Here is a 25,773-nt window from a genome sequence, read left to right as displayed (position 1 = left end):
TTTTTCTGTGAAAGATTAGTGAAGGAGGGATTCGCTATTATGGAAGATGGTAAAATGAGGATGCATTTATTGCTCCAACAACTCGAGTTAACGGAGGATTCTTTCGTTAAATATTTTGAAAATGCTTCTATTACAAGATTTACGGTACATAAAAAAATTAGACAATGGCATTTTCAATTACAATTACAGTCGATATTGCCTATTGATGTATATACTATATTACAAACTCGTTTACAGGAAAAATTTGCAGGTATAGCAAATGTCTCATTGACTATTAAATGTGATGATGCCGTAATAACAGATCAGTTAATTAAACAGTATTGGACAAGTATTCTAAAAGAACTAAGTGATATGTCACCGCCACTGAAAGAGTGTCTGCAAAAGCAACAGCCGGAGTGGAACGGACAAATGATTCAACTTACATGTGGAAATGATTTAGAGCTTCGCACATTTAAAAAGAAATATATCGAACTAATCGCTAATATATTTGAAAGTTTTGGTTTTCCTAAGGTCGCTATCGATTTTCGATTAGTGGAAAATACGGAGGCGTTAGCAGAGGCACAAAATGCGTTTTTAGAACAGAGAAGAATAGAAGAAGAAGAACTTGGGAAAAAAGCGTTAGCCGACTTGCAAAACCGTGAACAACAGCGTCAAGAAACTGGGAACGATGCAGTAGACGGACCTTTCCAATTAGGTATACCGCTCAAGAAAGAAGAACCAATCTTAGAAATCCGCTCTATACAGGATGAAGAAAGAAGAGTGACGATAGAAGGCTTTGTATTTGACGTCGAAGTAAAAGAGCTACGAAGTGGAAGATCACTCCTAACAGCAAAAGTAACGGATTACACGGATTCTATACTTGTTAAAATGTTTTCTAGAGATAAAGAAGATGCTCAAATGATGGAACGTCTCCACAAAGGAATGTGGATAAAAGTGAGAGGATCTGTGCAAAATGATACATTTGTAAGAGATCTGATCATTATGGCGCAAGATATGTCAGAAATAAACCCTGTTATTCGGATAGACACTGCGAAAGAAAAAAGAGTGGAATTACATATGCACTCCCCTATGAGTCAGATGGATGCAGTGTCCTCTGTATCTTCCATTGTATCGCAGGCAGCTAAATGGGGACATAAAGCCATTGCCATTACAGATCATGCGAACGTACAGTCGTTTCCAGAAGCGTATGCTGCAGGTAAGAAGAACGGTATTAAAATTTTATATGGATTAGAAGCAAATCTAGTCCATGATGGAGTTCCAATTGCATACGATGAGCAACATACATTATTAGAAGATGCTACTTATATCGTTTTTGACGTGGAGACAACGGGGTTATCGGCCACATATGATAAAATTATTGAATTAGCCGCAGTTAAAATGAAAAATGGTAATATTATTGATAAATTCGAGCGCTTTGCAAACCCACATCATGCACTATCTGCCACAACGATTGAATTAACTGGAATTACAGATGATATGGTTCAAAATGCACCAGAAATTGAAGACGTCATTAAAGATTTTTATGAATTCATCGGTGATGGGATAATTGTTGCTCATAATGCCTCTTTTGATATGGGCTTTTTATATGAAGGATACCGTAGATGTGGGATTGATCATTTCACGCATCCGGTTATTGATACATTAGAGCTTGCAAGATTCTTGCATCCAGAGCTTAAGACTCATCGACTAGGTTCTTTAGCGAAAAAGTTTAATATTGAACTTACCCAAGCCCACCGAGCGATATTTGACTGTGAAGCAACGGGATATCTACTGCTTCATCTATTAAAAGAAGCGGAAGAAAAAAATATTGAATATCACGATGACTTCAATAAACATATCGGACAAGGAGATTCGTATAAAAGAGCAAGACCGTCTCACTGTACAATTTTAGCTGTGAATGATGAGGGTCTTAAAAACTTATTTAAGCTTGTCTCCTTATCGCATATTTCCACATTTTATCGTGTACCACGAATTAAGAGATCTGTATTACAGAAGCATCGTGCAGGTCTAATAATAGGATCCGGGTGTGATAAAGGAGAGGTTTTTGAAGGGCTCATGCAAAAACCATTAGAGCAAGTGGAAGAAATAGCCAAATTCTATGATTATTTAGAAATTCATCCGAAGGAAGTTTATTCACATCTACTTGAGCTAGAGTTAGTACGTGATGAATGGAATTTAGAAGACATTATACGTAAGATGATTAAACTAGGGAAAAAGCTAAATCTTCCTGTAGTCGCAACGGGGAATGTGCATTATTTACATGAGAATGATGCGATTTTTAGAAAGATATTAATTAACTCACAAGGGGGGGCAAACCCGCTTAATCGTCATGGGTTACCCAAAGTACATTTCCGTACGACAAATGAAATGCTTGATGCATTTTCGTTTCTAGGGGAAGAGCTAGCAAAAGAAATTGTTATAACTAATCCGAACAAAATTGCAGACTCAATCGAGGATATAAAACCGATTAAAGATGATTTGTATACTCCGAAAATTGAAGGGGCGGACGACGAGGTTAGATCATTAACCTATACAAAAGCAAAAGAAATTTATGGTGAGCAACTTCCGGAAATTGTAGAAGCGCGAATAGAAAAAGAGTTAACTTCTATTATTGGACATGGTTTTGCGGTAATTTATCTGATTTCCCATAAACTCGTTAAGAAATCGCTTGATGATGGCTACCTAGTAGGCTCGCGTGGATCAGTTGGGTCCTCTTTAGTCGCAACATTAACCGAAATTACAGAGGTAAATCCGTTACCTCCCCATTACGTCTGTCCAAACTGTCAACATGCTGAGTTTTTCCAAGACGGTTCTGTCGGTTCTGGATTTGACTTACCCAATAAAAATTGTGAAAAATGTGATACGCCTTATGTAAAAGATGGACAAGATATTCCGTTCGAAACATTCCTTGGATTTAAAGGTGATAAAGTGCCTGATATCGATTTGAATTTCAGTGGGGAATATCAACCGGTTGCACATAACTATACTAAGGAACTTTTTGGTGAAGAGTATGTATATAGGGCGGGAACAATCGGCACGGTTGCTGAAAAAACAGCATATGGATATGTGCGAGGATATATGAATGATAATAATCTGACGATGCGGGGAGCAGAAATTGATCGGTTAGTACAAGGATGTACAGGCGTAAAAAGGACGACCGGGCAGCATCCGGGGGGAATTATTGTTGTTCCAGATTATATGGATATATTTGATTTCTCACCAATACAGTTTCCAGCAGATGCCCAAGATTCTGAATGGAAAACGACGCATTTTGACTTTCATTCTATTCATGATAATTTACTAAAACTCGATATACTTGGACACGATGATCCGACGGTTATTCGTATGCTACAGGATTTATCGGGAATCGATCCAAAAACAATTCCTACGGATGATCCAGAGGTAATGAAAATTTTTAGTGGAACAGAATCGCTAGGTGTAACGGAGGAACAGATTGACTGTAAAACTGGTACACTTGGGATTCCGGAGTTTGGTACAAGATTTGTTCGTCAGATGTTAGAAGAAACGAAACCGTCGACTTTTTCAGAACTTGTTCAAATTTCAGGACTTTCCCATGGGACGGATGTATGGCTAGGAAATGCACAAGAGCTTATTCAAGATGGTACTTGTCAGCTATCTGACGTAATAGGCTGTCGTGATGATATTATGGTTTATTTGATCTATCAAGGTCTTGAGCCTTCTTTGGCATTTAAAATTATGGAGTCTGTTCGTAAAGGGAAGGGTTTGTCTCCTGAATTTGAATCGGAAATGAAAGCGAAAGGTGTAGCCAATTGGTATATTGAATCATGTAAAAAGATTAAGTACATGTTCCCTAAGGCGCATGCCGCTGCTTATGTTTTGATGGCAGTGCGTATCGCATATTTCAAAGTACATTTTCCAATACTATATTATGCTGCTTATTTTACAGTGCGAGCATCTGATTTTGATTTAATCTCAATGGTTAATGGATCTCATACGATGCGAGCAAAATTAGATGAAATAAATGCTAAGGGATTAGAAGCATCTCCAAAAGAAAAAAGTTTATTGACAGTACTTGAAATAGCACTGGAAATGACAGAACGTGGCATTAAAATGCAAAAAATAGACCTATACAAATCAAAAGCTACTGAGTTTACAATTGAAGGTAACACACTTATTCCACCGTTTAATGCAATACCTGGCTTAGGAACAAACGTAGCAATACAAATTGCAAAGGCTAGGCTAGATGGAGAATTTTTATCGAAGGAAGACTTACAGCAAAGAGGAAGAGTTTCTAAAACCATTATAGAATATATGGATGCAATGGGTTGCTTAGAAGGACTTCCAGATGCCAATCAGCTATCCTTGTTTTGAGTTAATAACAAAATTTTTATTCTCGGAGTTGTCGGAGTCAAATATGAAATACCATTTGATTCCTTTGGTACACACCGCTTTTTTTCCTGGCAATTTGCATGAAAGCCAAGTGTATGGTAATATAAAACTACCAATGTTTCATAGTTCTGTGACGAAAGAGTGGGGTTTCCCGCTCTTTTCTGTTGTTATATAGAAAATCATTGTTGTGTAGGAGGCTTATATGAGTAATATTACCAGCGAAATTGAAAACCTTGTAACACCTATTTTACAAGAATTGAACTTAGAGCTAATTGACATTGAATATGTAAAAGAGGGACGCGATTGGTTTTTACGAATCTATATAGATACACCAACAGGTGGTATAGATATTGAACAATGTGCTCAAGTTAGTGAAAAACTAAGCGAGAAATTAGATGTGGTCGATCCGATTAAGGAAAACTATTTTCTGGAAGTCTCATCACCTGGGGCTGAGCGTCCTTTGAAAAAAGATGCTGATTTTATTTCGGCAGTTGGAAAGTATGTTTTTATCAAAACGTACGAGCCAGTAAATGGCGCAAAGGAATTTGAAGGGACATTGCTTTCCTTTTCAGTTGAAGAAGGCGCTTTAATAGAAGTACGTGTAAAAACAAGAAGAGTAAAAATTCAAATTGATAAAGAGAAAATTGCGCTTGCTCGTTTAGCAATCGATTTCTCTGCATAATGTATATTGAGGAGTGATAGCTATGAGTAGTGATTTATTAGATGCGTTAACTGCGCTCGAAAAACAAAAAGGAATTTCAAGAGATGTTTTGATAGAAGCAATAGAAGCTGCATTAGTAACTGCATATAAACGAAATTTTAACCAAGCGCAAAATGTTCGAGTTGATATTAACCTGGGCGTTGGTACAATGCTTGTTTATTCTCGAAAAGATGTAGTAGAGGAAGTAGCAGATGATCGTTTACAAATCTCCCTAGAAGATGCACAAGCGATTAATCCGCATTATGTGATCGGGGATGTTGTGGAAGAAGAGGTAACTCCTCGTAATTTCGGTCGCATTGCTGCACAAACAGCAAAGCAGGTAGTGACGCAGCGTGTCAGAGAAGCGGAACGTGGACTTATTTATGAAGAGTATGTAGATCGTGAAGACGACATCGTCAACGGAATCGTAGAGCGATTAGATGCCCGTAATATTTATGTAGGCTTAGGTAAAGTAGAAGCAGTATTACCTGCAAATGAGCAAATTCAAGCTGAAACCTATCGTCCACATGATCGTATTAAAGTGTATATCACAAAAGTAGAACGTACTTCTAGAGGACCACAAGTATTCGTATCTAGAACTCACCCAGGGCTACTTCGTCGTCTATTTGAAATGGAAGTTCCTGAAATTTTTGAAGGAATCGTGGAGATAAAATCGATTGCTCGTGAGGCGGGAGACCGCTCTAAAATTTCTGTTTTTGCCCATAACGAAGAAATCGACCCAGTCGGTTCTTGTGTTGGAGCAAAAGGAGCTCGTGTACAAACAATTGTCAACGAATTAAGCGGGGAGAAAATCGATATTGTAGAATGGTCAGAAGATCCAGTTGTTTTCGTGGCAAACGCACTAAGTCCTTCCAAAGTATTGGATGTACAAGTGAATGAGGAAGAGAAATCTACTACAGTAGTTGTACCTGATTACCAACTTTCCCTTGCAATCGGTAAAAGAGGTCAAAATGCAAGACTGGCAGCGAAATTGACAGGTTGGAAAATCGATATCAAAAGTGAAACAGACGCAAGAGAGTTAGGGATTTATCCAAATGAAAATTCTCCTAAAGTAATTTTAGAGAGCCTTGATGATGAAATGGATGATTTCGATTTCTACAAAGACGAAGAGTAAGAATAAGCAAGGATGGTGAGCTTGTATGGCTACTCAAAAGAAAATTCCATTACGTAAATGTGTTGCTACTGGTGAAATGTTCCCTAAAAAAGAAATGATTCGTATTGTTCGTTCGAAAGAAGGAGAAGTAACCGTAGATTTGACTGGCAAAAAATCTGGTCGAGGTGCTTACGTTTCCAAAACAATCGAAGCTGTCAACCAAGCGAAAAAGAAAAATTCACTAAGCAATCATTTAGAAGCTTCAATTCCAGAGGAAATATATGATGAGCTAATCGTCATTATTGAAAGAGAAAAACTAAAATGACAATAGAACAGCAAATAACACAACTACTTGGTCTTGCAACACGGGCAAGAAAAACCATTTCTGGTGAAGAGTTAGTCGTAAAGGAAATAAGAAGTAAGAAAGCAAAGCTAGTAATTTTAGCGTCGGATGCTTCTGATAATACAGCAAAAAAACTGAATGACAAATGTGCATCTTTTAACGTTGAGCTGCATGTCTTTGGAGACCGGCACGATCTCGGACATGCGACGGGAAAAGAGGCCAGGGTGGCAATAGCCATTATGGATGACGGTTTCGCTAAAAAACTGTCCGGCCTTCTCAACGAATATAACCGGGGGTGAGCTAATGACTAAAATCAGAGTTCATGAATACGCGAAACAAATAGATAAATCAAGTAAAGAAGTTATTGAGCAATTAGGAAAGCTTAATATTCAAGTGACGAATCATATGTCGATGCTTGAAGGAGATGCTGTAAATAAATTAGATGGTATTTACAAAAAAAATACAGCGAAACCTAGTAAACCTGTTCAAGCTCAAACTCAAAACCAAGGACAAGCAAAACCAAAACCAGCAAACCAAGGCCAGACAAAACCTGCTGGGCAAGGTCAAGCAAAACCGGGCCAAACTAATTCAAACCAAGGAACAAATTATCAATCAAAAGACAAAAAACCTTTTAATAATAACAAGCCAGGTGGAAACAACCGTCCGGGTGGACAAAATAGACCAGGTGGATTTAATAATAATCGCCCAGGTCAACGTCCAAACAAAAGAAGAAAAGGGCCGACTACACCAGTCCAACCGCCAGTACCAAGAAAAGAAAGAGAACTTCCTGCAAAAATTACATTTACTGATTCATTAACAGTTATGGAATTAGCGAAAAAGTTGGGTCGCGAACCAGCTGAGATTATTAAAAAACTGTTTTTACTTGGTGTAATGGCTACTATTAACCAAGAATTAGATAAGGATGCCATTGAGTTAATTTGTGCAGACTATGGAGTAGAAGTGGAAGAAGAAATTAAAATCGATATTACGGATTTGGAAGTTCATTTCGATTCTGCTGAAGAAGATAGTGCAAACCTAACAGAGCGTCCCCCTGTTGTTACAATCATGGGGCATGTTGACCACGGGAAAACAACGTTACTTGACTCTATCCGTCACACGAAAGTTACTGCAGGTGAAGCTGGTGGTATTACACAACATATTGGTGCTTATCAAGTTGTGGAAAACGGTAAGAAAATAACTTTCCTTGATACACCAGGACATGCAGCGTTTACAACAATGCGTGCGCGTGGGGCTAAAATTACAGATATTACAATTCTTGTAGTTGCTGCAGATGATGGTGTTATGCCACAGACTGTAGAAGCGATTAACCACGCAAAAGCCGCAGAAGTTCCAATTATCGTTGCTGTAAATAAAATGGATAAACCAGCAGCAAATCCAGATCGTGTCATGCAAGAATTAACCGAACATGGTTTAGTTCCAGAAGCATGGGGTGGAGAAACGATTTTCGTACCGATTTCCGCTTTAAAAGGAGAAGGTATCGATAATCTGCTAGAAATGGTATTGTTAGTCTCAGAAGTAGGAGAATTGACTGCAAATCCAAAACGTCTGGCATTAGGTTCTGTAATTGAAGCTCAACTTGATAAAGGTAGAGGCTCAGTTGCCACACTATTAGTACAAGATGGAACACTTAATGTCGGAGATCCAATTGTTGTAGGTCATGCATTTGGTCGTGTTCGTGCAATGGTAAATGATTTAGGACGTCGTGTAAAATCAGCAGGTCCATCTACTCCAGTAGAAATTACTGGACTAAACGAAGTACCACAAGCAGGAGATCGTTTCGTTGTTTTCGAAGATGAGAAAACTGCTCGTCAAGTTGGAGAAACGCGTGCTTCCAATGCACAAGTTAACCAACGATCTGAAAAAGCTCGTGTGACATTAGACAATTTATTTGATCAAATGAAGCAAGGAGAAATGAAAGAGTTAAACTTAATCGTAAAAGCCGATGTACAAGGAACAGTTGAAGCAATGGCAGCATCCTTAATGAAAATTGAGGTAGAAGGTGTAAATGTTCGTATCATCCACACGGGTGCGGGAGCGATCACGGAATCAGATATAACGCTAGCGGCTGCTTCTAATGCAATTGTAATTGGATTTAATGTTCGACCAGATACGAACGCTAAACGTGCAGCGGACGAAGAAGGGGTAGACATCCGTTTACACCGAGTTATTTATAAAGTGATCGAAGAGATTGAGTTTGCGATGAAAGGATTACTAGATCCTGAATTCCAAGAAAAAATTATCGGTCAAGCGGAAGTTCGTGAAACGTTTAAAGTATCAAAAGTTGGAACAATTGCTGGTTCATACGTAACAGAAGGTAAAATAACTAGAGATAGTGGTGTTCGTATCATCCGTGATTCTATCGTAATTTTTGAAGGTGAATTGGATACATTAAAACGCTTCAAAGACGATGCGAAAGAAGTAGCTAAAGGATACGAATGTGGTATTACCATTAAGAACTTTAATGATATTAAAGAAAATGACATCATTGAAGCTTATATTATGGAAGAGATTAAACGATAATGATTGTATATGCAGAGTGTGATTTCCTCATTCCTACTGCACATTCATTAAAAGAGAAAAGGGCAGTTCTTCAACGAGTGCTCACTCGCACGAAACAAAAGTTTAATGTTTCCATTTCGGAAATAGACCACCAAGACGTGTGGCAACGTACCTCTATAGGACTAGTAGCTGTAGCTTCACAAAAGGATGCAGCTGAAAGAGAGCTTACACATGCTATACGACATCTGGAGTCGTATCCGGAATGGGAATGTATTGACATTAGAAAAGAATATTTATGATAGAAAATGAGGTGTAGCCATCATGTCGATGCGCGCTAACCGAGTTGCTGAACAAATGAAAAAAGAGTTAGGCGAAATCATAGGTCGAAAATTAAAGGATCCACGTATTGGTTTTGTCACAGTAACGGATGTTGCTGTTACTGGCGATTTACAACAAGCGACTATTTATTTTACCGTCCTTGATGGAAACCGTGAAGATACGTTAAAAGCTTTAGAAAAGGCAAAAGGATTTATACGTTCTGAAATTGGACAACGTATTAGATTACGTATCACGCCTGAACTATTATTTGAATTTGATGAATCGGCAGCTTATGGCAATCGAATAGATGATTTACTAAGACAAATCAATAAATCATCGGAAGAGTAAAAACAAACAAGAAGTCTGCTTACTTATTTGAGCAGACTTTTTTGTTCTTTTAGGAACAATTGTTACATTTTGGAGTCTTAAAATTTCGCTTGAGGGATAATGCGTCGTAAGGGAGTTTCCGCTGAGATTTCCGCTGAAGGACGGACGCTTTCCGTGGAGTGAGTGATGAGCCATCACCGCCCGCTTTTGCGTTCGATGTGAAGTCTCATCTTACTCACTTGATCCCACTGGAGTCACCGCCCTTTTCGCTCCAATCCAACAAAATTGACACTTTTATCTGTATATATTATCCATTAAAAGTGAGGAAATGGCTTAACGAGACCAATTGTCACCTGAAAGCAACCAATTCAATAGGCAACGCAACCAGTTTGTGCTTGAAAACAACCAATATGGCTACGAGCGCAACCAATTCTTCAAGTAAAGGCTTACGGACATGCACTTACCCTATAGTTTCCGCTAAATTAACATGGATAAGATGTTCCAATCAATATGGCGCAACATTTCACTACAAACTCGCAACATCTGGGACAGATCGAACTTTTATGCTCGTATGCTACTTCGTTATGCCCGCATAGCAACATTCTTTGCTCGGAGCGGAAGCAATTTTCTTTTCCCTGCTGAAGGCGACTCCTGCCGGATGAGTGAGCAATTGAGACAACTCAACGACGCTTGAGCGGCGGGGGTGGCTCATCGCTCACCCGGCGGAAAGCGTCCGAAAGGAGAGAAAATCATAGCGGTTACCTGCTACGACGTATTATCTCTATAGTCAGTTATGAAAATAAGTGGAAATTATTATTAATTTTGAGGTGAACTATATGTACGAAGGTATACTTCCATTATGGAAAGAAAAAGGAATGACTTCTCACGACTGTGTATTCAAATTGCGTAAAATATTAAAAATGAAACGAATCGGTCATACAGGCACACTAGACCCTAGTGTAGAAGGTGTTCTACCAATTTGTTTAGGGCAAGCAACAAAAGTATCTGAATATATCATGAATGAAGGTAAGACTTATATAGCCACTATTTCAATAGGTACCTCTACAACGACCGAGGATGCAGACGGAGAAACAGTAGAGAAAGACTGCACAGAAAAACATTTTTCACGAGATCAAATTTTGAATGTACTTATGCAATTAACAGGCGAAATTACGCAAACCCCACCAATGTATTCAGCAGTTAAAGTGAATGGGAAAAAGCTATATGAGTATGCAAGAGAAGGAAAACAAGTAGAACGACCAAGTAGAAAAGTGACAATTTATAAATTGAACCTACTAGATGAACTGGAGAATTTTTCTGGTGAGACTGTAAAATTCACTATCGAAATAGGTTGCAGTAAGGGCACGTATATACGTACACTTGCAGTACAAATTGGGGAATTGCTCGGATACCCTGCACATATGTCTTCATTAGTACGAACTAAGTCAGGTAACTTTACGAAAGAGCAATGTTTGACCCTTCATGAAGTGAAACAATCTGTCGAAAATGATCAGTTGGAAAGCGTTATTTTACCGTTAAAGGATGCCCTTGGACATTGGCCATTCATAGAAATAGTAGAAGAAACAAAAAAGAGCATCACAAACGGACAAGTACTAGAATCGCACCCACTGCTGGAAGCAAACGAAAAAATAATATATACGCAGAATTCTAATCCGATTGCTATTTATATAAAACATCCATCAAAAAGTGGTATGATGAAACCAGAAAAAATGTTTTCAGCAAGTAAAGGAGATTAATATGCACGTACACTACTTATCATATCCAAATCATTTGTATAACAATATACATAATGATGCATATTCTTTAGCGCTCGGCTTCTTCGACGGAGTACATGCTGGTCATCAGGCTGTTATTCAAGAAGCGCTGAACAAAGGAAAAGAACAAAGTATTAAAACGGCTGTAATGACTTTCGATCCACATCCATCGCTAGTTCTCGGTGGGAGAAAAGAACAAATATTTTATATAACGCCGCTTGAACAAAAATTAGAAATACTGAAAAGTCTCCAAGTGGATACTGTGTTTGTTGTGCGCTTCACCTCAGATTTTGCGAAACTAACACCTTCCCAATTCATTGATTCGTTTATCAGACAAGCCAATGTGAAACATGTTACAGCGGGCTTTGATTTTACGTTTGGAGCGTTTGGAAAAGGAACAATGAAAGATATGGAGCAGCTTGCAGAAGGAAAATATACTGTTTCGGTTGTAGGAAAACAAGAACTTTCCGGAGAAAAAATAAGCTCTACTAGAATAAGAGAAGAGTTAAAAGTCGGTAATATGGAAGAGGTAAAAGAATTGCTAGGTCGTCCTTTTCTACTTTCCGGCGTTGTGGTACATGGAGACAAAAGGGGTAGAACAATTGACTTTCCTACAGCGAATATACAACCGACAGAAGGGCAATACACTCCAGCTACGGGGGTATATGCAGTAAAAATCCGCGTGCAAGAAAAATGGCATAATGGTGTGTGTAATGTTGGATATAAGCCAACATTCAATAACCCAGATGAAAAAAAGCTATCGATTGAAGTACATATTATTAATTTTGACCAATCGATTTACGGGGAAGAAGTAATCGTCCATTGGTATAAACGAATTCGTTCCGAACAAAAGTTCAATGGAATCGAAGAGCTAAAAACACAAATTGGAAAAGATAAACTTGAAGCAATTGAGTATTTTGGACAAGCTTAATTAGTTGCTTCAATAATTATTATATGGTATTCTTTAAAAGTACAAAATCGTACTTAACCATTCCTTGGCTTTTTCGATTCTCCAACGATTGCTCAGGAATAGGGGATATTATGAATTTTAGGAGGAAACCAACATGGCAATTACACAAGAACGCAAAAATGAATTAATCGCTGAGTACAGAACTCACGAAAGTGATACTGGATCTGCAGATATTCAAATCGCAATTCTTACAGAAGAAATCAATTCTTTAAACGAACATTTACGTACACATAAGAAAGATCACCACTCACGTCGTGGTCTATTCAAAATGGTTGGACGTCGCCGTAACTTGTTAAAATACTTACGTGAAAACGAAGTACAACGTTACCGTGACCTAATCGCAAAACTTGGTTTACGTCGATAAGATACTACTTAGGAAAGCGGGATTTATCCCGCTTTTTCTTTTGCATAAAATATTTCGCATAGTTTCGTTATTTTTGATACACTACTTATGATACATATAGATTTTATATACCCTTATTAAGGAGTTTTTGAAGTCGAGAGGAGTTTTGAATAAATGAGTGAAAAGAAAGTATTTACGTACGAATGGGCAGGTCGCCCGTTACAAGTTGAAATTGGACAACTTGCCAAGCAAGCAAATGGAGCAGTATTAGTTAGATACGGGGATACAAGTGTATTATCTGTAGCAACTGCTTCTAAACAACCGAAGAACTTAGATTTCTTCCCGCTGACAGTGAATTATGAAGAGAAATTATATGCTGTTGGTAAAATTCCAGGCGGATTTATCAAAAGAGAAGGACGTCCTTCTGAACGCGCAATTTTAACTAGTCGTTTAATTGACCGTCCAATTCGTCCCTTATTTCCAGACGGATTCCGTAATGAAGTGCAAGTAATCTCAATCGTAATGTCAGTTGATCAAAATTGTTCATCCGAAATGGCAGCAATGTTGGGTTCTTCGTTGGCACTTAGCGTATCGGATATACCATTTGACGGACCAATCGCTGGGGTTCAAGTTGGATTAATAGAGGATGAATTCATTATCAACCCAACTGTTGAACAAATGGAAAAAAGTACATTGGACTTAACAGTAGCAGGGACAAAAGATGCGATTAACATGGTAGAAGCTGGAGCAAAAGAGGTTTCAGAAGAGACTGTATTAGAGGCAATCATGTTCGGTCATAGTGAAATCATCAAACTAATCGAATTCCAAGAAAAAGTAGTAGCTGAAATTGGAAAAGAGAAAAAAGAAATTCCACTATTCGAATTAGACAAAGAACTTTTTGAAGAAGTAAAAGGTATGTGCGAAACTGAACTTGTACAAGCTATTCAAGTACAAGAAAAGCATGCACGTGAAGATGCGATTACGGAAGTTAAAAATTCAGTATTAGAACAATATACAGAAAAAGAAGCTTCAGATGAAACATTAAAACAAGTACGTGAAATTTTAGATGCGATGGTTAAAGATGAAGTTCGTCGTTTGATCACAGAAGATAAAGTTCGCCCAGATGGACGCGGTGTAGCTGAAATTCGTCCTCTTTCTTCTGAGGTTGGCGTTTTACAAAGAACTCATGGTTCTGGACTGTTTACGCGCGGACAAACTCAAGCATTAAGTATTTGTACATTAGGGCCATTAGGCGATGTTCAAATTATTGATGGTATTGGATTAGAGGAATCCAAACGTTTTATGCATCATTACAATTTCCCTCAATTTAGTGTTGGGGAAACTGGACCAATTCGTGCTCCAGGGCGTCGTGAGATTGGACATGGTGCACTTGGTGAACGCGCACTTGAGGCAGTTATTCCAGATGAAAATGATTTCCCATATACACTTCGTTTAGTAGCTGAAGTATTAGAATCAAATGGTTCGACTTCTCAAGCAAGTATATGTGCATCGACTCTTGCAATGATGGATGCGGGTGTACCTCTAAAAGCGCCAGTAGCAGGTATTGCAATGGGTCTAGTAAAAAAAGGGGAAAACTACACGATTTTAACTGATATTCAAGGGATGGAAGATCATCTTGGAGATATGGACTTTAAAGTTGCTGGGACATCTAAAGGGATTACAGCGCTTCAAATGGATATTAAAATCGATGGTCTATCTAGAACAATTTTAGAAGAAGCTCTTGAGCAAGCTAAAATTGGCCGTATGCAAATATTAGAGAGCATGCTTGCTACAATTGCAGAACCTCGTGAAAAACTGTCTAAATACGCACCGAAAATAACGGTAATCAAAATCAATCCAGACAAAATCCGTGATGTAATCGGACCTGGCGGAAAACAAATCAATAAAATCATTGATGAAACTGGTGTGAAAATTGATACAGAGCAAGATGGTACGATTTATATTGCATCCCCAGATGAAGAGATGATTGCGCGTGCAAAACAAATTATCGAAGACATCGTTCGTGTAGCGCAAGTTGGCGAATATTATTTAGGAAAAGTAAAACGAATTGAAAAATTCGGTGCTTTTGTTGAAATATTCAATGGAAAAGATGGGTTGCTTCACATTTCTGAAATTCAAGAAGAACGTACGAAAAACGTGGAAGATGTCTTGAAAATTGGCGATGAGCTTTTAGTTAAAGTAATTGAAATTGACAACCAAGGTCGCGTAAACTTATCTCGCAAAGTTGTATTAAAAGAAGAAAAAGAACGCGAAGAGCAAAAAGAAAACCAATAATTGAACATTTCACAAGTATCAAATAGGTTGACCGTAGTCATTTATCTACGGCAACTTTTTTTAATAGATGAATACATTAAACAGAGGTGCAATATTGATAAATAAAATTACTTGTAATAACGGGTTGCGTATCGTTTCAGAGCATATTCCTCACGTACGTTCAGTTGCGGTAGGAATTTGGGTTCAGGCAGGTTCCCGCTATGAACTCCCCGAAGAGAATGGTTTAACACATTTTATAGAGCATATGTTGTTTAAAGGAACAAAAAAGAGAACAGCAAAGCAAATAGCTGAAGAGTTTGATCGTATCGGTGGAAATATCAATGCTTTTACCTCAAAAGAAAATACATGCTATTACGCAAAAGTATTGGATCATCACGCAACTCACGCAGTGGAAATACTTGCGGACATGTTCTTTCATTCGTTATTTGACCCAATTGAAATTGACAAAGAAAGACAAGTGGTGTTAGAAGAAATAAATATGGTAGAAGACACTCCAGACGATATTGTACATGAGTATTTATGGAGAGAAATGTTTGGAAACGATCCTTTAGGAGCTCCTATTCTAGGAACAGAAGAAACACTAAATACATTCACGAAAGAAACAATTCTAACATATATGGAAAAACATTATATTCCTAAAAATGTAGTAATTTCAGTGGCAGGTAATATACCAGATGGATTTTTAACCTATATTGAAGAGTTATTCGGAGACTTCACAGATAATAGTGTACAAAAAATTACTGATTTTACTACCCCAAATTTAAAACCTATTTATACTGAAAATAGCAGAGAAACAGAACAGGCCCATATTTGTCTAGCCTATCCTGGATTATCGGTAAAAGCCGATAATATATATAGCTTAGTTATACTAAATAACATTTTAGGTGGAAGTATGTCCTCTAGGCTATTCCAAGAAATACGAGAAGACAAAGGGCTTGCTTATTCTATTTATTCTTACCATTCTTCATATGAAGATATGGGCGTTTTGGCTATATATGGAGGAACTTCTCGTAATCAATTAAATGAATTGAAGTCATCTATTAATGATACGATACAAACGATTATTGATAAAGGTTTCACCGAAACAGAAATAACCAACGCAAAGGAACAGTTAAAAGGAAATCTATTGTTAGGCTTAGAAAGTACGAATGCACGTATGAGCAGAAATGGGAAAAATGAGTTATTATATGGAAAGCATCGTTCCCTTGACGAAGTAAGTGAAACAATAGATGAAGTTACTTTACAATCCGTTATGGATTTAGCAAAAGAAATCTTTTCTCACGAACCTGCAATATCAATAATAATGCCAAAAGACGCTGATCAATCATGATCAGCGTTTTTTTTGTCTTATTACGTTGACTAGTGACCGCTATGATTTTCTCGGCTTGCGGACGCTTTCCGCCAGGTGAGCGATGAGCCACCCCCGCCGCTTAGGCGTCGTTGGTATGGCTCATTTGCCCACAGCGGAACAAAGGCTAAGAGTGCCACATCGTGTGGCAACGCCTTCGTGACCAACATCTTGTTGGCCTCGGTAGGAGTCGCCGCCTGAAGGGAAAATCAAAGGAAATTGTTTATCTTCCCGTATCGATTTGCTAAAAAATTATCCCGTTTTTTCGAAGGGAGAAAATCCAATAAATGGACTAGGGTAACCAATCGGTTATCGAAAGTTACTCGTGAAAGCAACTAATTTATAACATAGCAAGTTTATGGGGGAAAACTGATTATGATTTCCCGACATGACAGGGACAATGTGGCACAAATTTGTTGCTACCCATGCATAAAAGTTCCATCCGTTCAAAATATTGCGCATCTGGTCTAGAAAGTTGCGAGTAACGACTGCGATGTTGCGCAATATTGAATGGACCATCTTATTCATGTTGATTAGGCGAATACTATAGGGGAAGTGCATGGCAATCAGTGTCCGCTAGCCTTTGCGTGTAGAATTGGTTGCGCTCGTTGCCGATCTGGTTGCTTTCAAGCGCAAACTGGTTGCGTTGCCTATTGAATTGGTTGCTTTCAAGTGATAATTGGTCTCGCTAAGCCATTTCCTCACTTTTAATGGCTAATAAATACAGATAAAAGCATATATTTTGATGGATTGAAGCGAAAAGGACGGCGACTCCGGTGGGATCAAGTGAGTAAGATGAGACTCCACATCGAACGCCAAAGCGGACGGTGAAGGCTCATCACTCACCCCGCTGAAAGCGTCCGCCCTGCAGCCAAATCTTCGTAGGGCCAGATCTACAGGTGTACTTAAAGTGGGAATGCCTTATTTCTTATTCACTATGTCTTATAAAATGGCATATACATAAATAGAAAGAAATAAGGAGGGAAATGATTGTTACTTTCGGAACTTGCAGAAAAAGAGCTTATACAAGTAAAAGATGGTGCACGATACGGGAAATTAGCAGATACGGAATTACTTTTTAATCCAAAGACAGGAAAAATAGAAGGCTTTGAAGTGTTTCAAAAGGCACCATCCTTTTTTCAAGCGAACAAAGCAAATAAGAAAAAAGAATTTATTGCTTGGAACGAAATAATTCTGATAGGAAAAGACCGCATTTTGTTCAATGAAACAGATTCTATTGGCGAAGCAAGTGAATACTCGTGAAAAAAAGGTGTGTAATTATTGGAACTGATTTACGCCTATCTTACTTTCACTCAGCAATCAGTAACGATTTAGAAACTAAATTATATGCAACCATGACATGGGACAATGAATTAAAAGATGCCATTGATCAATTTGAGCCACATATCATATTTTTACCTATTCAAGCACTTAAGATGGAATGTTCATTTATTTTACCGCAATCCTGTGAAGTCTTATTTATTGGTAAAAAGAATGAAGAAATAGAACAAGAAATAACACGTGAAGATCGGTATGTATTTTCCTATTTAGAAGATGAACAATATATTTGGGACAATGCCAATCTGACTGCTGAAGGCTTTATAAATTATTTCTATACACATGAAAAACAAGCAATCTATAATAAACAATTTATCATTACTGGTTACGGAAGAGTTGGGAAAAGACTTGCTCATGCATTACATCATTTAGGCGGGAAAGTGATCATATCGGTGCGGTCAGAACACCAATTGTATGAAGCAAAAAGCTACGGCTATCAAATAGAAACGTTAGAAAATGTAGTAGAAAAACAACAGGGCGAGTCGGTTTACTTGATTAATACAATACCTTCCAAGTGGTTGTCGAATGAACAGGCTACATGCTTTAAACAAGTATTCGATCTAGCTTCCAATCCAGGATGTTTACTTGATAAAGAAAATATTCCTGCAAACTATGCTATTTCCACTAGTTTGCCAGGGGTGTATTTCCCGCAAGATGCAGGTTATTTAATTGCTCAATCGGTTCAAAATCATTTGTCTTTTTTAAAGGAGGAAAACGAGTGTTGAAGGATCTTCGCATAGGTCTTGGAATTACTGCATCTCATTGTACGTATGAGGAAGTGATTCCTATGATCAAACAGTTTACGGATTTAGGTGCGACCGTTGTGCCAATCATTACGTATTCTGTATTAACGGCTGCTACTAGATTTGGAACGGGAGAAGAATGGATTGAAAAAATTGAAGCGGCAAGTGGTAGTAAGGTTGTGTCAAAAATTGTAGAAGCAGAACCTTTTGGGCCAACCAACCCACTCGATTGTATGGTTATAGCACCAATGACAGGTAACTCTATTAGTAAACTAGCTAATGCTCAAACGGATTCACCAGTTCTGATGGCCGCGAAGGCAACTTTACGAAACGGGAAACCAGTAGTATTAGGAATCTCTACAAATGATGCATTAGGCTTAAACGGCATGAATATTATGAAGCTTTTATCAACAAAAAATATATATTTTATCCCCTTTGGTCAAGACAATCCTTCAACCAAACCAAATTCTTTAATCGCTGATTTCACAAGAATTATACCTACAGTTGAACATGCCATTCAGAAAAAACAATTACAGCCTCTGCTCATCACTCATTCATTATAAGGGGAAACTTTTGAGAGCAGGGGGCTTTCCCCCGCTTATGTTTAGTTGAACCCATACAGCCTGTAAATGAGGATAAATATAAATGATAGTGTATTTTAATGTATAATATGATACAATATCGCCAATATGTTTTGATTTTAGGAGGAGAGCTTTTATGTCACAGGGGTATACAGTAGCAGTTGTTGGGGCGACAGGTGCTGTCGGTCAAAAAATTATTGAAAAATTAATAGAAAGAAGCTTTCCATATTCAAATTTAAAACTCTTAGCTTCAACTAGATCTGCTGGTAAAGAGATGGAAGTTAAAGGGTCAACATATACGATTGAGGAAGCAACACCAGAATCATTTGAGGGAGTAGATATAGCATTTTTCTCCGCGGGTGGCTCAATTTCAAAAGTGCTTGCCAAAGAAGCGGTTAGTCGTGGCGCTATTGTAATTGATAATACAAGCGCTTTTCGGATGGATAAAGACACTCCACTTGTTGTACCTGAAGTAAATAAACAGGCGTTATATGAGCAGCAAGGGATCATTGCTAACCCTAATTGTTCGACTATTCAGATGGTTTGCGCGCTCGAGCCAATTAGACAGCAATATGGTTTGAATAAAGTAATTGTTTCCACTTACCAAGCTGTCTCAGGTGCAGGTGCAGCAGCTATAAATGAATTAACGACACAAAGTGAAAAGATTTGTGAGAATAACCCTCAACCTGAAATCTTACCAGTTAAAAGTGCCGATAAACATTATCCAATTGGGGGAAATGTAATTCCCCAAATTGATATATTTGGAGAAAATGGATTTACTCTAGAAGAGCATAAAATGATGAATGAAACAAAAAAAATTATGTCTTTGCCAGATTTGTCAATTGCTGCGACTTGTGTAAGAGTTCCAGTAGTAACTGGTCATTCTGAATCCGTTTATATTGAAATGGATCAACAAAACGTTTCTGTTGATGATTTAAAGCATTTATTATCTAATGCAAAAGGCATCACATTGCAAGATGCACCGGAACATCAACAATATCCAATGCCATATTTTGCGGAAGACCAAGATGATGTTTTTGTAGGGAGAATTAGAAAGGATCCTTCTAATTCGAATGGATTCCATATGTGGATTGTATCTGACAATCTGTTAAAAGGAGCGGCGCTTAACTCTATCCAAATCGCAGAAGCGCTTATAGAGGAAGGTATTTTATAGGCATTATTAAAGAGGTGTGATCTAGATGAATATAGGACGAATTTCGACAGCGATGGTTACTCCTTTTCAAGAGGACGGTTCTATTGATTATCATGCTACAGAGAAATTGATTGAACATTTGATAGCGACGGGAACTGAATCCCTAGTCGTTTGCGGAACTACCGGAGAATCTCCTACACTTACAAAAGAAGAGAAATTAGCTTTCATTCAATTTGTAATAGCAAAAGTGGCGAATAGAATCCCGGTAATAGCTGGTACAGGTAGTAATAATACAGCTGCTACCATTGAGTTGTCGCAAAAAGTGGAAGAGCTCGGAGTAAACGGGCTAATGATAGTTACACCATATTATAATAAGCCCAACCAACGAGGGCTGATTGCCCATTTTGAAGCAATAGCAAAGGCTACCACCTTACCGATTGTTGTATATAATATTCCAGGACGTTCAGTTATCAATTTAGAGCCGGATTCGCTTATCACTTTAAGTAAAATACCGACGATTCAAATTGCAAAAGAAGCAAGTGGTGATTTGAATCAAATGACGAAAATTTTAGCAGGTACTTCAGAGGACTTTCAAGTATATAGTGGAGACGATGCTTTAACGTTACCATTGTTGGCACTTGGGGGATCAGGTATTATTTCCGTTGCATCTCATGTAATTGGAGAAGAGATGCAGCAAATGATTCAAGCATTTTTTGCTGGAAATCATTCAAAAGCCGCAAAAATTCACCAAACTATATTACCGGTTATTAATGGATTGTTCGCACATCCTAATCCAGTAGTAGTGAAGTATGCACTTTCCAAAGTAGGAGTAGACGCAGGTGCTTTACGATTACCACTTATTGAAATGACCCTTGAAGAGAAAAGTGAGTTTGACCAAATTTGGGATGAATACTTGAAAAATAAATAATTTTTATAAAAAAGACGAAGGAAATTCAAAGTGTACCCTTTGCAGTGGTCATTTTATTTTTCTTTCCGTCTTTTTTTTATTTGTGCGAATCGTTGTCGTTCGATATAATAAAAACTAGTGGATGTTGGACGGGTTAAACTTTTTAGAAAAAATTCAACAAGCTAACATAGGATTAGATATCTCCCACTTTTAGAGAAAGCGGCGAGATGAATACCAATATATTATAGCAATTCAGTGAGGACAACCTTGCTGAAAAGTTAAGTCTTTCGGCGGATTTCACAGATTTTGAACAGACTCTTAGAATAAGGTTAGTCTTAAATTGTCGCTTTCATGATCTTGAGCTAACTGATCTGCATCAAGCAGGCCTAAGCAAATTCAAAATCTGTCCGCAATTCTGCCGAGGCGTAATTGATTTATAGGAGGAAAAGATTTGGTAAAAGTAAAAAATGAACTTATTCGTATAATCCCGCTCGGTGGAGTTGGCGAAATCGGAAAAGCAATGTATGTAGTAGAAATAGATGAGGAAATTTTTGTGGTGGATAGCGGACTTATGTTCCCTGAAAATGAAATGCTCGGAATTGACATAGTTATCCCAGACATTACCTACTTGGAAGAAAATAAGGACCGAGTAAAAGGGATATTTTTAACACACGGGCATGAGGATGCAATAGGATCTATCGCGTATTTGTTACAAAAGGTACAAGCACCAGTTTATGGTTCTAAGTTGACGATAGCTCTAGCAAAAACGCACTTAAAAGCATTGCCTACAAAACAATCTGTAAAATATTTTGAAGTAACGAATAAAAGTCGAATGAACTTTCAAAGCACGTATGTAACATTCTTCCATACGACTCACAGTATTCCAGATTCACTTGGTATTGTTTTTCATACGTCAGAAGGTGCAATTGTACACACGGGAGAATTTAAATTTGACCAATCTGCTAAAGGAAAATATCGTCCAGACATCGCTAAAATAGCAGGGCTAGGTGAGGATGGTGTATTTATCCTATTATCCGATTCAACTGAAGCAGAAAGACCAGGCTATACAACTTCAGAAGCCGTGATTGAAAACCAATTATCAGAAACATTCCACGCTGCAAAAGGGCGTATTTTAGTAGCTTTATATGCATCTAACTTTATTCGTATTCAGCAAGTGTTGGACAAGGCTGCGGAAACTGGAAAAAAAGTAGCAATTGCAGGTAAAACGCTAGAAAATACATTTGAGATAGGATTAGATCTTGGATATTTTACTGTTCAAGAGGACACGCTAATTTCTATTAAAGAAATCTCTAAATATGATGATGAGAAAGTAGTTGTCATTGTTTCTGGTAATCAAGGTGAGCCATTAGAAGCTTTAGAAAAAATGATTCGCAAACACCATAAAGATATTAAAATCAAAGATACTGATACGGTGTTAATCACGTTCACTCCATCTCCAGGAATGGAAGTTGGAATGTATCAAACGATGAACCAAATAGCAAAAGTAGGCGCAAAAGTGCTTACTTCAAGTAAAAATGTTCATGTATCAGGACATGGTAGTCAAGAAGATTTAAAAATGATGCTTAATCTCACAAAACCAAAGTACTTTATTCCGATTCAAGGGGAATATCGTATGTTAATGGCACACTCCAAAGTGGCACAAGATACCGGTATGGCGAAGTCTGAAATTTTTATAGCGGATAAGGGAGATATTGTCGAATATAAAAATGGAAAAATGAGAATGAGTGGAAGAGTACAAGCAGGAAATGTTCTAATTGATGGAATAGGTGTAGGAGATGTCGGAAACATCGTTTTACGAGACCGCAAGCTTCTTTCCCAAGATGGTATTTTTATCGTTGTTGTAACATTAAACCGTGCTCAAAAGAAAATTGCCTCCGGTCCTGAAATTCTTTCACGAGGTTTCGTATATGTGAGAGAGTCAGAGGAACTAATGGATGAATCGGCGAAATTAGTTAGAACAATTGTTGAAAAATATGTGAATAAAGAAACGTTTGAATGGACAAACATAAAACAAGAAATCCGTGATACGCTAAATTCATATCTATTCCAACAAACAAAAAGACGTCCAATGATTATCCCGATTATTATGGAATATTAATATGAAGAATAGAGGGATTTCCTTTCCGATTATGGAGGGAGATCCTTTTTTTAAACTTGTTCTAAAGAAACTAACATTTTCAAGAAAGTGGGTGATTATTTTGGCTCAAAAGAAAAAAAAACCAGCAAAAAAAGGAACGAAGAAAAAACCACCAATGCATCCTTTAATGTTTGAAATTGTAGGTCTACTAATCATAGGATTAGCTATCATTTCTTTCTTTGAATATGGTTTGGTAGGTAGAGGGCTCGCATATATTGGCTATTTTCTATTTGGCAACTGGCATATAGCTATTCCTTTTATGTTCATTGTTTATGCACTTATTATAATGATTAAGCAGAGTTTCCCTGCTTGGAATCATCGTCTTTTACTAGGGTGTGTTTTCGTTTTAAGTAGTTTACTGCTCTTTAGTCATTTAGCGCTTTTCGAGCAATTGTTTGAAGGAAAGGCATTAGTCACAAATTCTGTGTTAAGGGAAAGTTATCGAGTGTTAGTAGAAAGTGGAGGAATTACGAACAGAACAAGTTCTCTAGGTGGGGGAATAATAGGGGCTATTTTATTTGCTTCTTTTCATGTACTGTTTGATTCGGCGGGAGCGAAAATTGCAGGATGGCTTTTATTATTAATAGGTCTTGTTTTATTGACAGGAAAAGCACTTGTACCTTATTTAATAGAATTAGCTCCAAAACTTCAAGAAATAGCGATAAATCGTAAGAAAAAAAAGAAACCAGTCGTTGCCGAAAGAAAGACGCGACGGGCCAAAAAAGAATCATTGCAGGAAGAAGCAGTGACTATCCACGAAGAGGTATTACCCTCGAATGAGGAAGAAGTAGAACAAGTCACATCACCAATTATTTCTGCATTTACAGAACGTATTGTGAAAAAAGAAGAACCAGTAGAAGTTTCAGAACCAATTGAGATTAATATGGAAGCAGAAGTCGTGGAGAATGAAGATTACCAATTGCCTTCCATTACGTTATTAGACGCACCTGCACATAGCGATCAAAGTGGCGAGTTAAATGCAATTCAAGCAAATGCTAAAAAACTAGAGAAAACTTTTTTAAGCTTTGGTGTAAAAGCAAAAGTGACACAGGTGCATTTAGGTCCAGCTGTAACAAAATATGAAGTTCTTCCAGACGTTGGGGTAAAAGTAAGCCGTATCGTGAGCTTGCATGATGATCTTGCGCTTGCACTTGCTGCGAGGGATATTCGGATTGAGGCACCAATCCCAGGTAAATCAGCTATTGGCATAGAAGTGCCAAATAAAGAAGTGGCGATTGTAAGTTTACGGGAAGTACTGGAATCCGAAGAGAATAATAAACCAAATTTAAAATTGCTAATTGGTTTTGGACGAGATGTGACAGGCCAGGCGGTGCTTGCACAGTTAAACAAAATGCCACATTTACTAGTTGCCGGCTCGACCGGAAGCGGGAAAAGTGTTTGTATAAACGGAATCATTACTAGTATTATGATGCGTGCAAAACCACATGAAGTAAAAATGATGATGATTGATCCGAAAATGGTGGAGTTAAATGTTTATAATGGAATTCCCCATTTACTAGCTCCAGTAGTGACAGATCCTAGAAAAGCATCACAAGCATTGAAGAAAATTGTTTCTGAGATGGAACGGAGATATGATTTATTCTCTCATACAGGAACACGCAATATGGAAGGTTATAACGATCATATCGATAAGTGGAATATAGAGAATGAAGAAAAGCATCCAAAACTACCGTATATTGTAGTTATCGTAGACGAGCTAGCAGACTTAATGATGGTTGCGTCAAATGACGTAGAGGATTCTATCACACGTTTGGCTCAGATGGCGCGAGCTGCTGGAATTCACCTAATTATTGCTACACAACGACCGAGTGTAGATGTTATTACAGGAATTATCAAAGCAAATATACCTTCTCGAATTGCTTTTGCAGTATCTTCTGCAATCGATTCTCGTACGATTCTCGATATGGGGGGAGCAGAAAAACTATTAGGACGAGGAGATATGCTATTCTTACCGGCGGGAAGCTCAAAACCAGTTCGTGTACAAGGTGCTTTCTTATCAGATGCAGAAGTTGAACGAATGGTAGACTTCGTTATTGAACAGCAAAAAGCCAATTATCAAGAGGAAATGATTCCAGATGAGGTAGAAGAATCCAATGAGCAAATAGATAGAGATGAGCTTTTTGATGATGCAGTCCAATTAGTTACAGAAATGCAGACTGCTTCCGTATCACTTCTTCAGCGTCGCTTTAGGATCGGATATTCAAGAGCTGCTAGAATCATTGACCAGCTTGAGTTGAGTGGAATTGTTGGGCCTTATGAAGGAAGTAAGCCACGTCAAGTACTAGTTCCAAAACACGCTTCAGATCATGATTCTATATGACAAAATGATTACAGTTGTATGAAGTTTTAATAAATACTTTTATTTAAATAAAAATAAAAGTATTTCAGACTGTAGACAAACTCGAAATTTCGAGTTTGCCTACAGTCTTTTTTGTTTTAAAATAAAAT

At 37.8% G+C, this 25,773-nt stretch carries 20 protein-coding genes; all 20 read left to right on the top strand.

What is annotated here, in order from left to right; genetic code table 11:
* Positions 1 to 39: 39 nt before the first annotated feature.
* Positions 40 to 4,353 carry a PolC-type DNA polymerase III gene (locus FS486_RS00100; RefSeq protein ID WP_144509222.1) on the top strand — a complete coding sequence of 1,438 codons (4,314 nt, stop codon included), beginning with the start codon at positions 40 to 42 and terminating at the stop codon, positions 4,351 to 4,353.
* A 220-nt stretch (positions 4,354 to 4,573) separates the two neighbouring features.
* Entirely contained in the window at positions 4,574 to 5,053 is a 480-nt protein-coding gene (gene rimP, locus FS486_RS00095) for a ribosome maturation factor RimP (protein ID WP_144509221.1), read from the top strand.
* Positions 5,054 to 5,075: 22 nt separating this feature from the next.
* Positions 5,076 to 6,206 carry a transcription termination factor NusA gene (gene nusA, locus FS486_RS00090; RefSeq protein WP_144509220.1) on the top strand — a complete coding sequence of 377 codons (1,131 nt, stop codon included), beginning with the start codon at positions 5,076 to 5,078 and terminating at the stop codon, positions 6,204 to 6,206.
* A gap of 25 nt (positions 6,207 to 6,231) precedes the next feature.
* On the top strand, positions 6,232 to 6,510 hold the full coding sequence (gene rnpM, locus FS486_RS00085) for an RNase P modulator RnpM (protein ID WP_144509219.1): 279 nt from the start codon (positions 6,232 to 6,234) through the stop codon (positions 6,508 to 6,510).
* Entirely contained in the window at positions 6,507 to 6,827 is a 321-nt protein-coding gene (locus FS486_RS00080; RefSeq protein WP_093263075.1) for a YlxQ family RNA-binding protein, read from the top strand. Before rnpM ends, FS486_RS00080 begins: the two co-directional genes overlap by 4 nt.
* Positions 6,828 to 6,831: 4 nt before the next feature.
* Positions 6,832 to 9,069, top strand: coding sequence for a translation initiation factor IF-2 (gene infB, locus FS486_RS00075; RefSeq protein ID WP_144509218.1), 2,238 nt, complete (start codon positions 6,832 to 6,834; stop codon positions 9,067 to 9,069).
* Positions 9,069 to 9,347 (top strand): DUF503 domain-containing protein, encoded by a 279-nt coding sequence (locus tag FS486_RS00070; protein WP_144509217.1) that lies wholly within the window; start codon positions 9,069 to 9,071, stop codon positions 9,345 to 9,347. Before infB ends, FS486_RS00070 begins: the two co-directional genes overlap by 1 nt.
* A gap of 22 nt (positions 9,348 to 9,369) precedes the next feature.
* On the top strand, positions 9,370 to 9,714 hold the full coding sequence (gene rbfA, locus FS486_RS00065) for a 30S ribosome-binding factor RbfA (RefSeq protein ID WP_144509216.1): 345 nt from the start codon (positions 9,370 to 9,372) through the stop codon (positions 9,712 to 9,714).
* Between the two features lie 815 nt (positions 9,715 to 10,529).
* Positions 10,530 to 11,450, top strand: coding sequence for a tRNA pseudouridine(55) synthase TruB (truB, locus tag FS486_RS00060; RefSeq protein ID WP_144509215.1), 921 nt, complete (start codon positions 10,530 to 10,532; stop codon positions 11,448 to 11,450).
* Between the two features lies 1 nt (position 11,451).
* Positions 11,452 to 12,399, top strand: a complete 948-nt coding sequence (gene ribF / locus FS486_RS00055) for a riboflavin biosynthesis protein RibF (RefSeq protein ID WP_144509214.1) — start codon at positions 11,452 to 11,454, stop codon at positions 12,397 to 12,399.
* Positions 12,400 to 12,532: 133 nt separating this feature from the next.
* A complete protein-coding gene (gene rpsO, locus FS486_RS00050; RefSeq protein WP_144509213.1) occupies positions 12,533 to 12,802 on the top strand; it encodes a 30S ribosomal protein S15 in 270 nt (89 codons plus the stop codon).
* 153 nt (positions 12,803 to 12,955) lie between these two features.
* Positions 12,956 to 15,076, top strand: a complete 2,121-nt coding sequence (gene pnp / locus FS486_RS00045; RefSeq protein ID WP_144509212.1) for a polyribonucleotide nucleotidyltransferase — start codon at positions 12,956 to 12,958, stop codon at positions 15,074 to 15,076.
* Between the two features lie 94 nt (positions 15,077 to 15,170).
* Positions 15,171 to 16,406: a M16 family metallopeptidase gene (locus FS486_RS00040; protein WP_144509211.1), complete on the top strand. Its 1,236-nt coding sequence runs from the start codon at positions 15,171 to 15,173 to the stop codon at positions 16,404 to 16,406.
* Positions 16,407 to 17,414: 1,008 nt separating this feature from the next.
* Positions 17,415 to 17,687: a YlmC/YmxH family sporulation protein gene (locus tag FS486_RS00035; RefSeq protein ID WP_144509210.1), complete on the top strand. Its 273-nt coding sequence runs from the start codon at positions 17,415 to 17,417 to the stop codon at positions 17,685 to 17,687.
* Entirely contained in the window at positions 17,684 to 18,487 is an 804-nt protein-coding gene (locus FS486_RS00030) for an NAD(P)-dependent oxidoreductase (RefSeq protein WP_144509209.1), read from the top strand. The genes FS486_RS00035 and FS486_RS00030 overlap by 4 nt, the downstream gene beginning before the upstream one ends.
* Positions 18,481 to 19,068 (top strand): dipicolinate synthase subunit B, encoded by a 588-nt coding sequence (locus FS486_RS00025; protein WP_144509208.1) that lies wholly within the window; start codon positions 18,481 to 18,483, stop codon positions 19,066 to 19,068. Before FS486_RS00030 ends, FS486_RS00025 begins: the two co-directional genes overlap by 7 nt.
* Positions 19,069 to 19,222: 154 nt before the next feature.
* Positions 19,223 to 20,260 (top strand): aspartate-semialdehyde dehydrogenase, encoded by a 1,038-nt coding sequence (locus FS486_RS00020; protein ID WP_144509207.1) that lies wholly within the window; start codon positions 19,223 to 19,225, stop codon positions 20,258 to 20,260.
* 25 nt (positions 20,261 to 20,285) lie between these two features.
* Entirely contained in the window at positions 20,286 to 21,167 is an 882-nt protein-coding gene (gene dapA, locus FS486_RS00015) for a 4-hydroxy-tetrahydrodipicolinate synthase (RefSeq protein ID WP_144509206.1), read from the top strand.
* Between the two features lie 430 nt (positions 21,168 to 21,597).
* The gene (locus FS486_RS00010) at positions 21,598 to 23,265 is read left to right on the top strand and encodes a ribonuclease J (RefSeq protein WP_144509204.1); all 1,668 of its coding nucleotides are present in this window, start codon (positions 21,598 to 21,600) and stop codon (positions 23,263 to 23,265) included.
* A gap of 154 nt (positions 23,266 to 23,419) precedes the next feature.
* Entirely contained in the window at positions 23,420 to 25,645 is a 2,226-nt protein-coding gene (locus tag FS486_RS00005) for a DNA translocase FtsK (RefSeq protein ID WP_313956963.1), read from the top strand.
* Positions 25,646 to 25,773 lie beyond the last annotated feature (128 nt).

It is taken from the genome of Bacillus sp. FJAT-22090 (assembly GCF_007676755.1).
Lineage (GTDB): Bacteria > Bacillota > Bacilli > Bacillales_A > Planococcaceae > Psychrobacillus.
The sequence above is the reverse complement of the archived record's forward strand: the minus strand, read 5'-3'. Positions and strand labels throughout refer to the sequence as shown.

Excerpts from the sequence above, each read along its gene's own strand:
- FS486_RS00100 (WP_144509222.1), top strand. The coding sequence starts at position 40 with ATGGAAGATGGTAAAATGAGGATGCATTTATTGCTCCAACAACTCGAG.
- rimP (WP_144509221.1), top strand. The coding sequence starts at position 4,574 with ATGAGTAATATTACCAGCGAAATTGAAAACCTTGTAACACCTATTTTA.
- nusA (WP_144509220.1), top strand. The coding sequence starts at position 5,076 with ATGAGTAGTGATTTATTAGATGCGTTAACTGCGCTCGAAAAACAAAAA.
- rnpM (WP_144509219.1), top strand. The coding sequence starts at position 6,232 with ATGGCTACTCAAAAGAAAATTCCATTACGTAAATGTGTTGCTACTGGT.
- FS486_RS00080 (WP_093263075.1), top strand. The coding sequence starts at position 6,507 with ATGACAATAGAACAGCAAATAACACAACTACTTGGTCTTGCAACACGG.
- infB (WP_144509218.1), top strand. The coding sequence starts at position 6,832 with ATGACTAAAATCAGAGTTCATGAATACGCGAAACAAATAGATAAATCA.
- FS486_RS00070 (WP_144509217.1), top strand. The coding sequence starts at position 9,069 with ATGATTGTATATGCAGAGTGTGATTTCCTCATTCCTACTGCACATTCA.
- rbfA (WP_144509216.1), top strand. The coding sequence starts at position 9,370 with ATGTCGATGCGCGCTAACCGAGTTGCTGAACAAATGAAAAAAGAGTTA.
- truB (WP_144509215.1), top strand. The coding sequence starts at position 10,530 with ATGTACGAAGGTATACTTCCATTATGGAAAGAAAAAGGAATGACTTCT.
- ribF (WP_144509214.1), top strand. The coding sequence starts at position 11,452 with ATGCACGTACACTACTTATCATATCCAAATCATTTGTATAACAATATA.
- rpsO (WP_144509213.1), top strand. The coding sequence starts at position 12,533 with ATGGCAATTACACAAGAACGCAAAAATGAATTAATCGCTGAGTACAGA.
- pnp (WP_144509212.1), top strand. The coding sequence starts at position 12,956 with ATGAGTGAAAAGAAAGTATTTACGTACGAATGGGCAGGTCGCCCGTTA.
- FS486_RS00020 (WP_144509207.1), top strand. The coding sequence starts at position 19,223 with ATGTCACAGGGGTATACAGTAGCAGTTGTTGGGGCGACAGGTGCTGTC.
- dapA (WP_144509206.1), top strand. The coding sequence starts at position 20,286 with ATGAATATAGGACGAATTTCGACAGCGATGGTTACTCCTTTTCAAGAG.
- FS486_RS00005 (WP_313956963.1), top strand. The coding sequence starts at position 23,420 with ATGCATCCTTTAATGTTTGAAATTGTAGGTCTACTAATCATAGGATTA.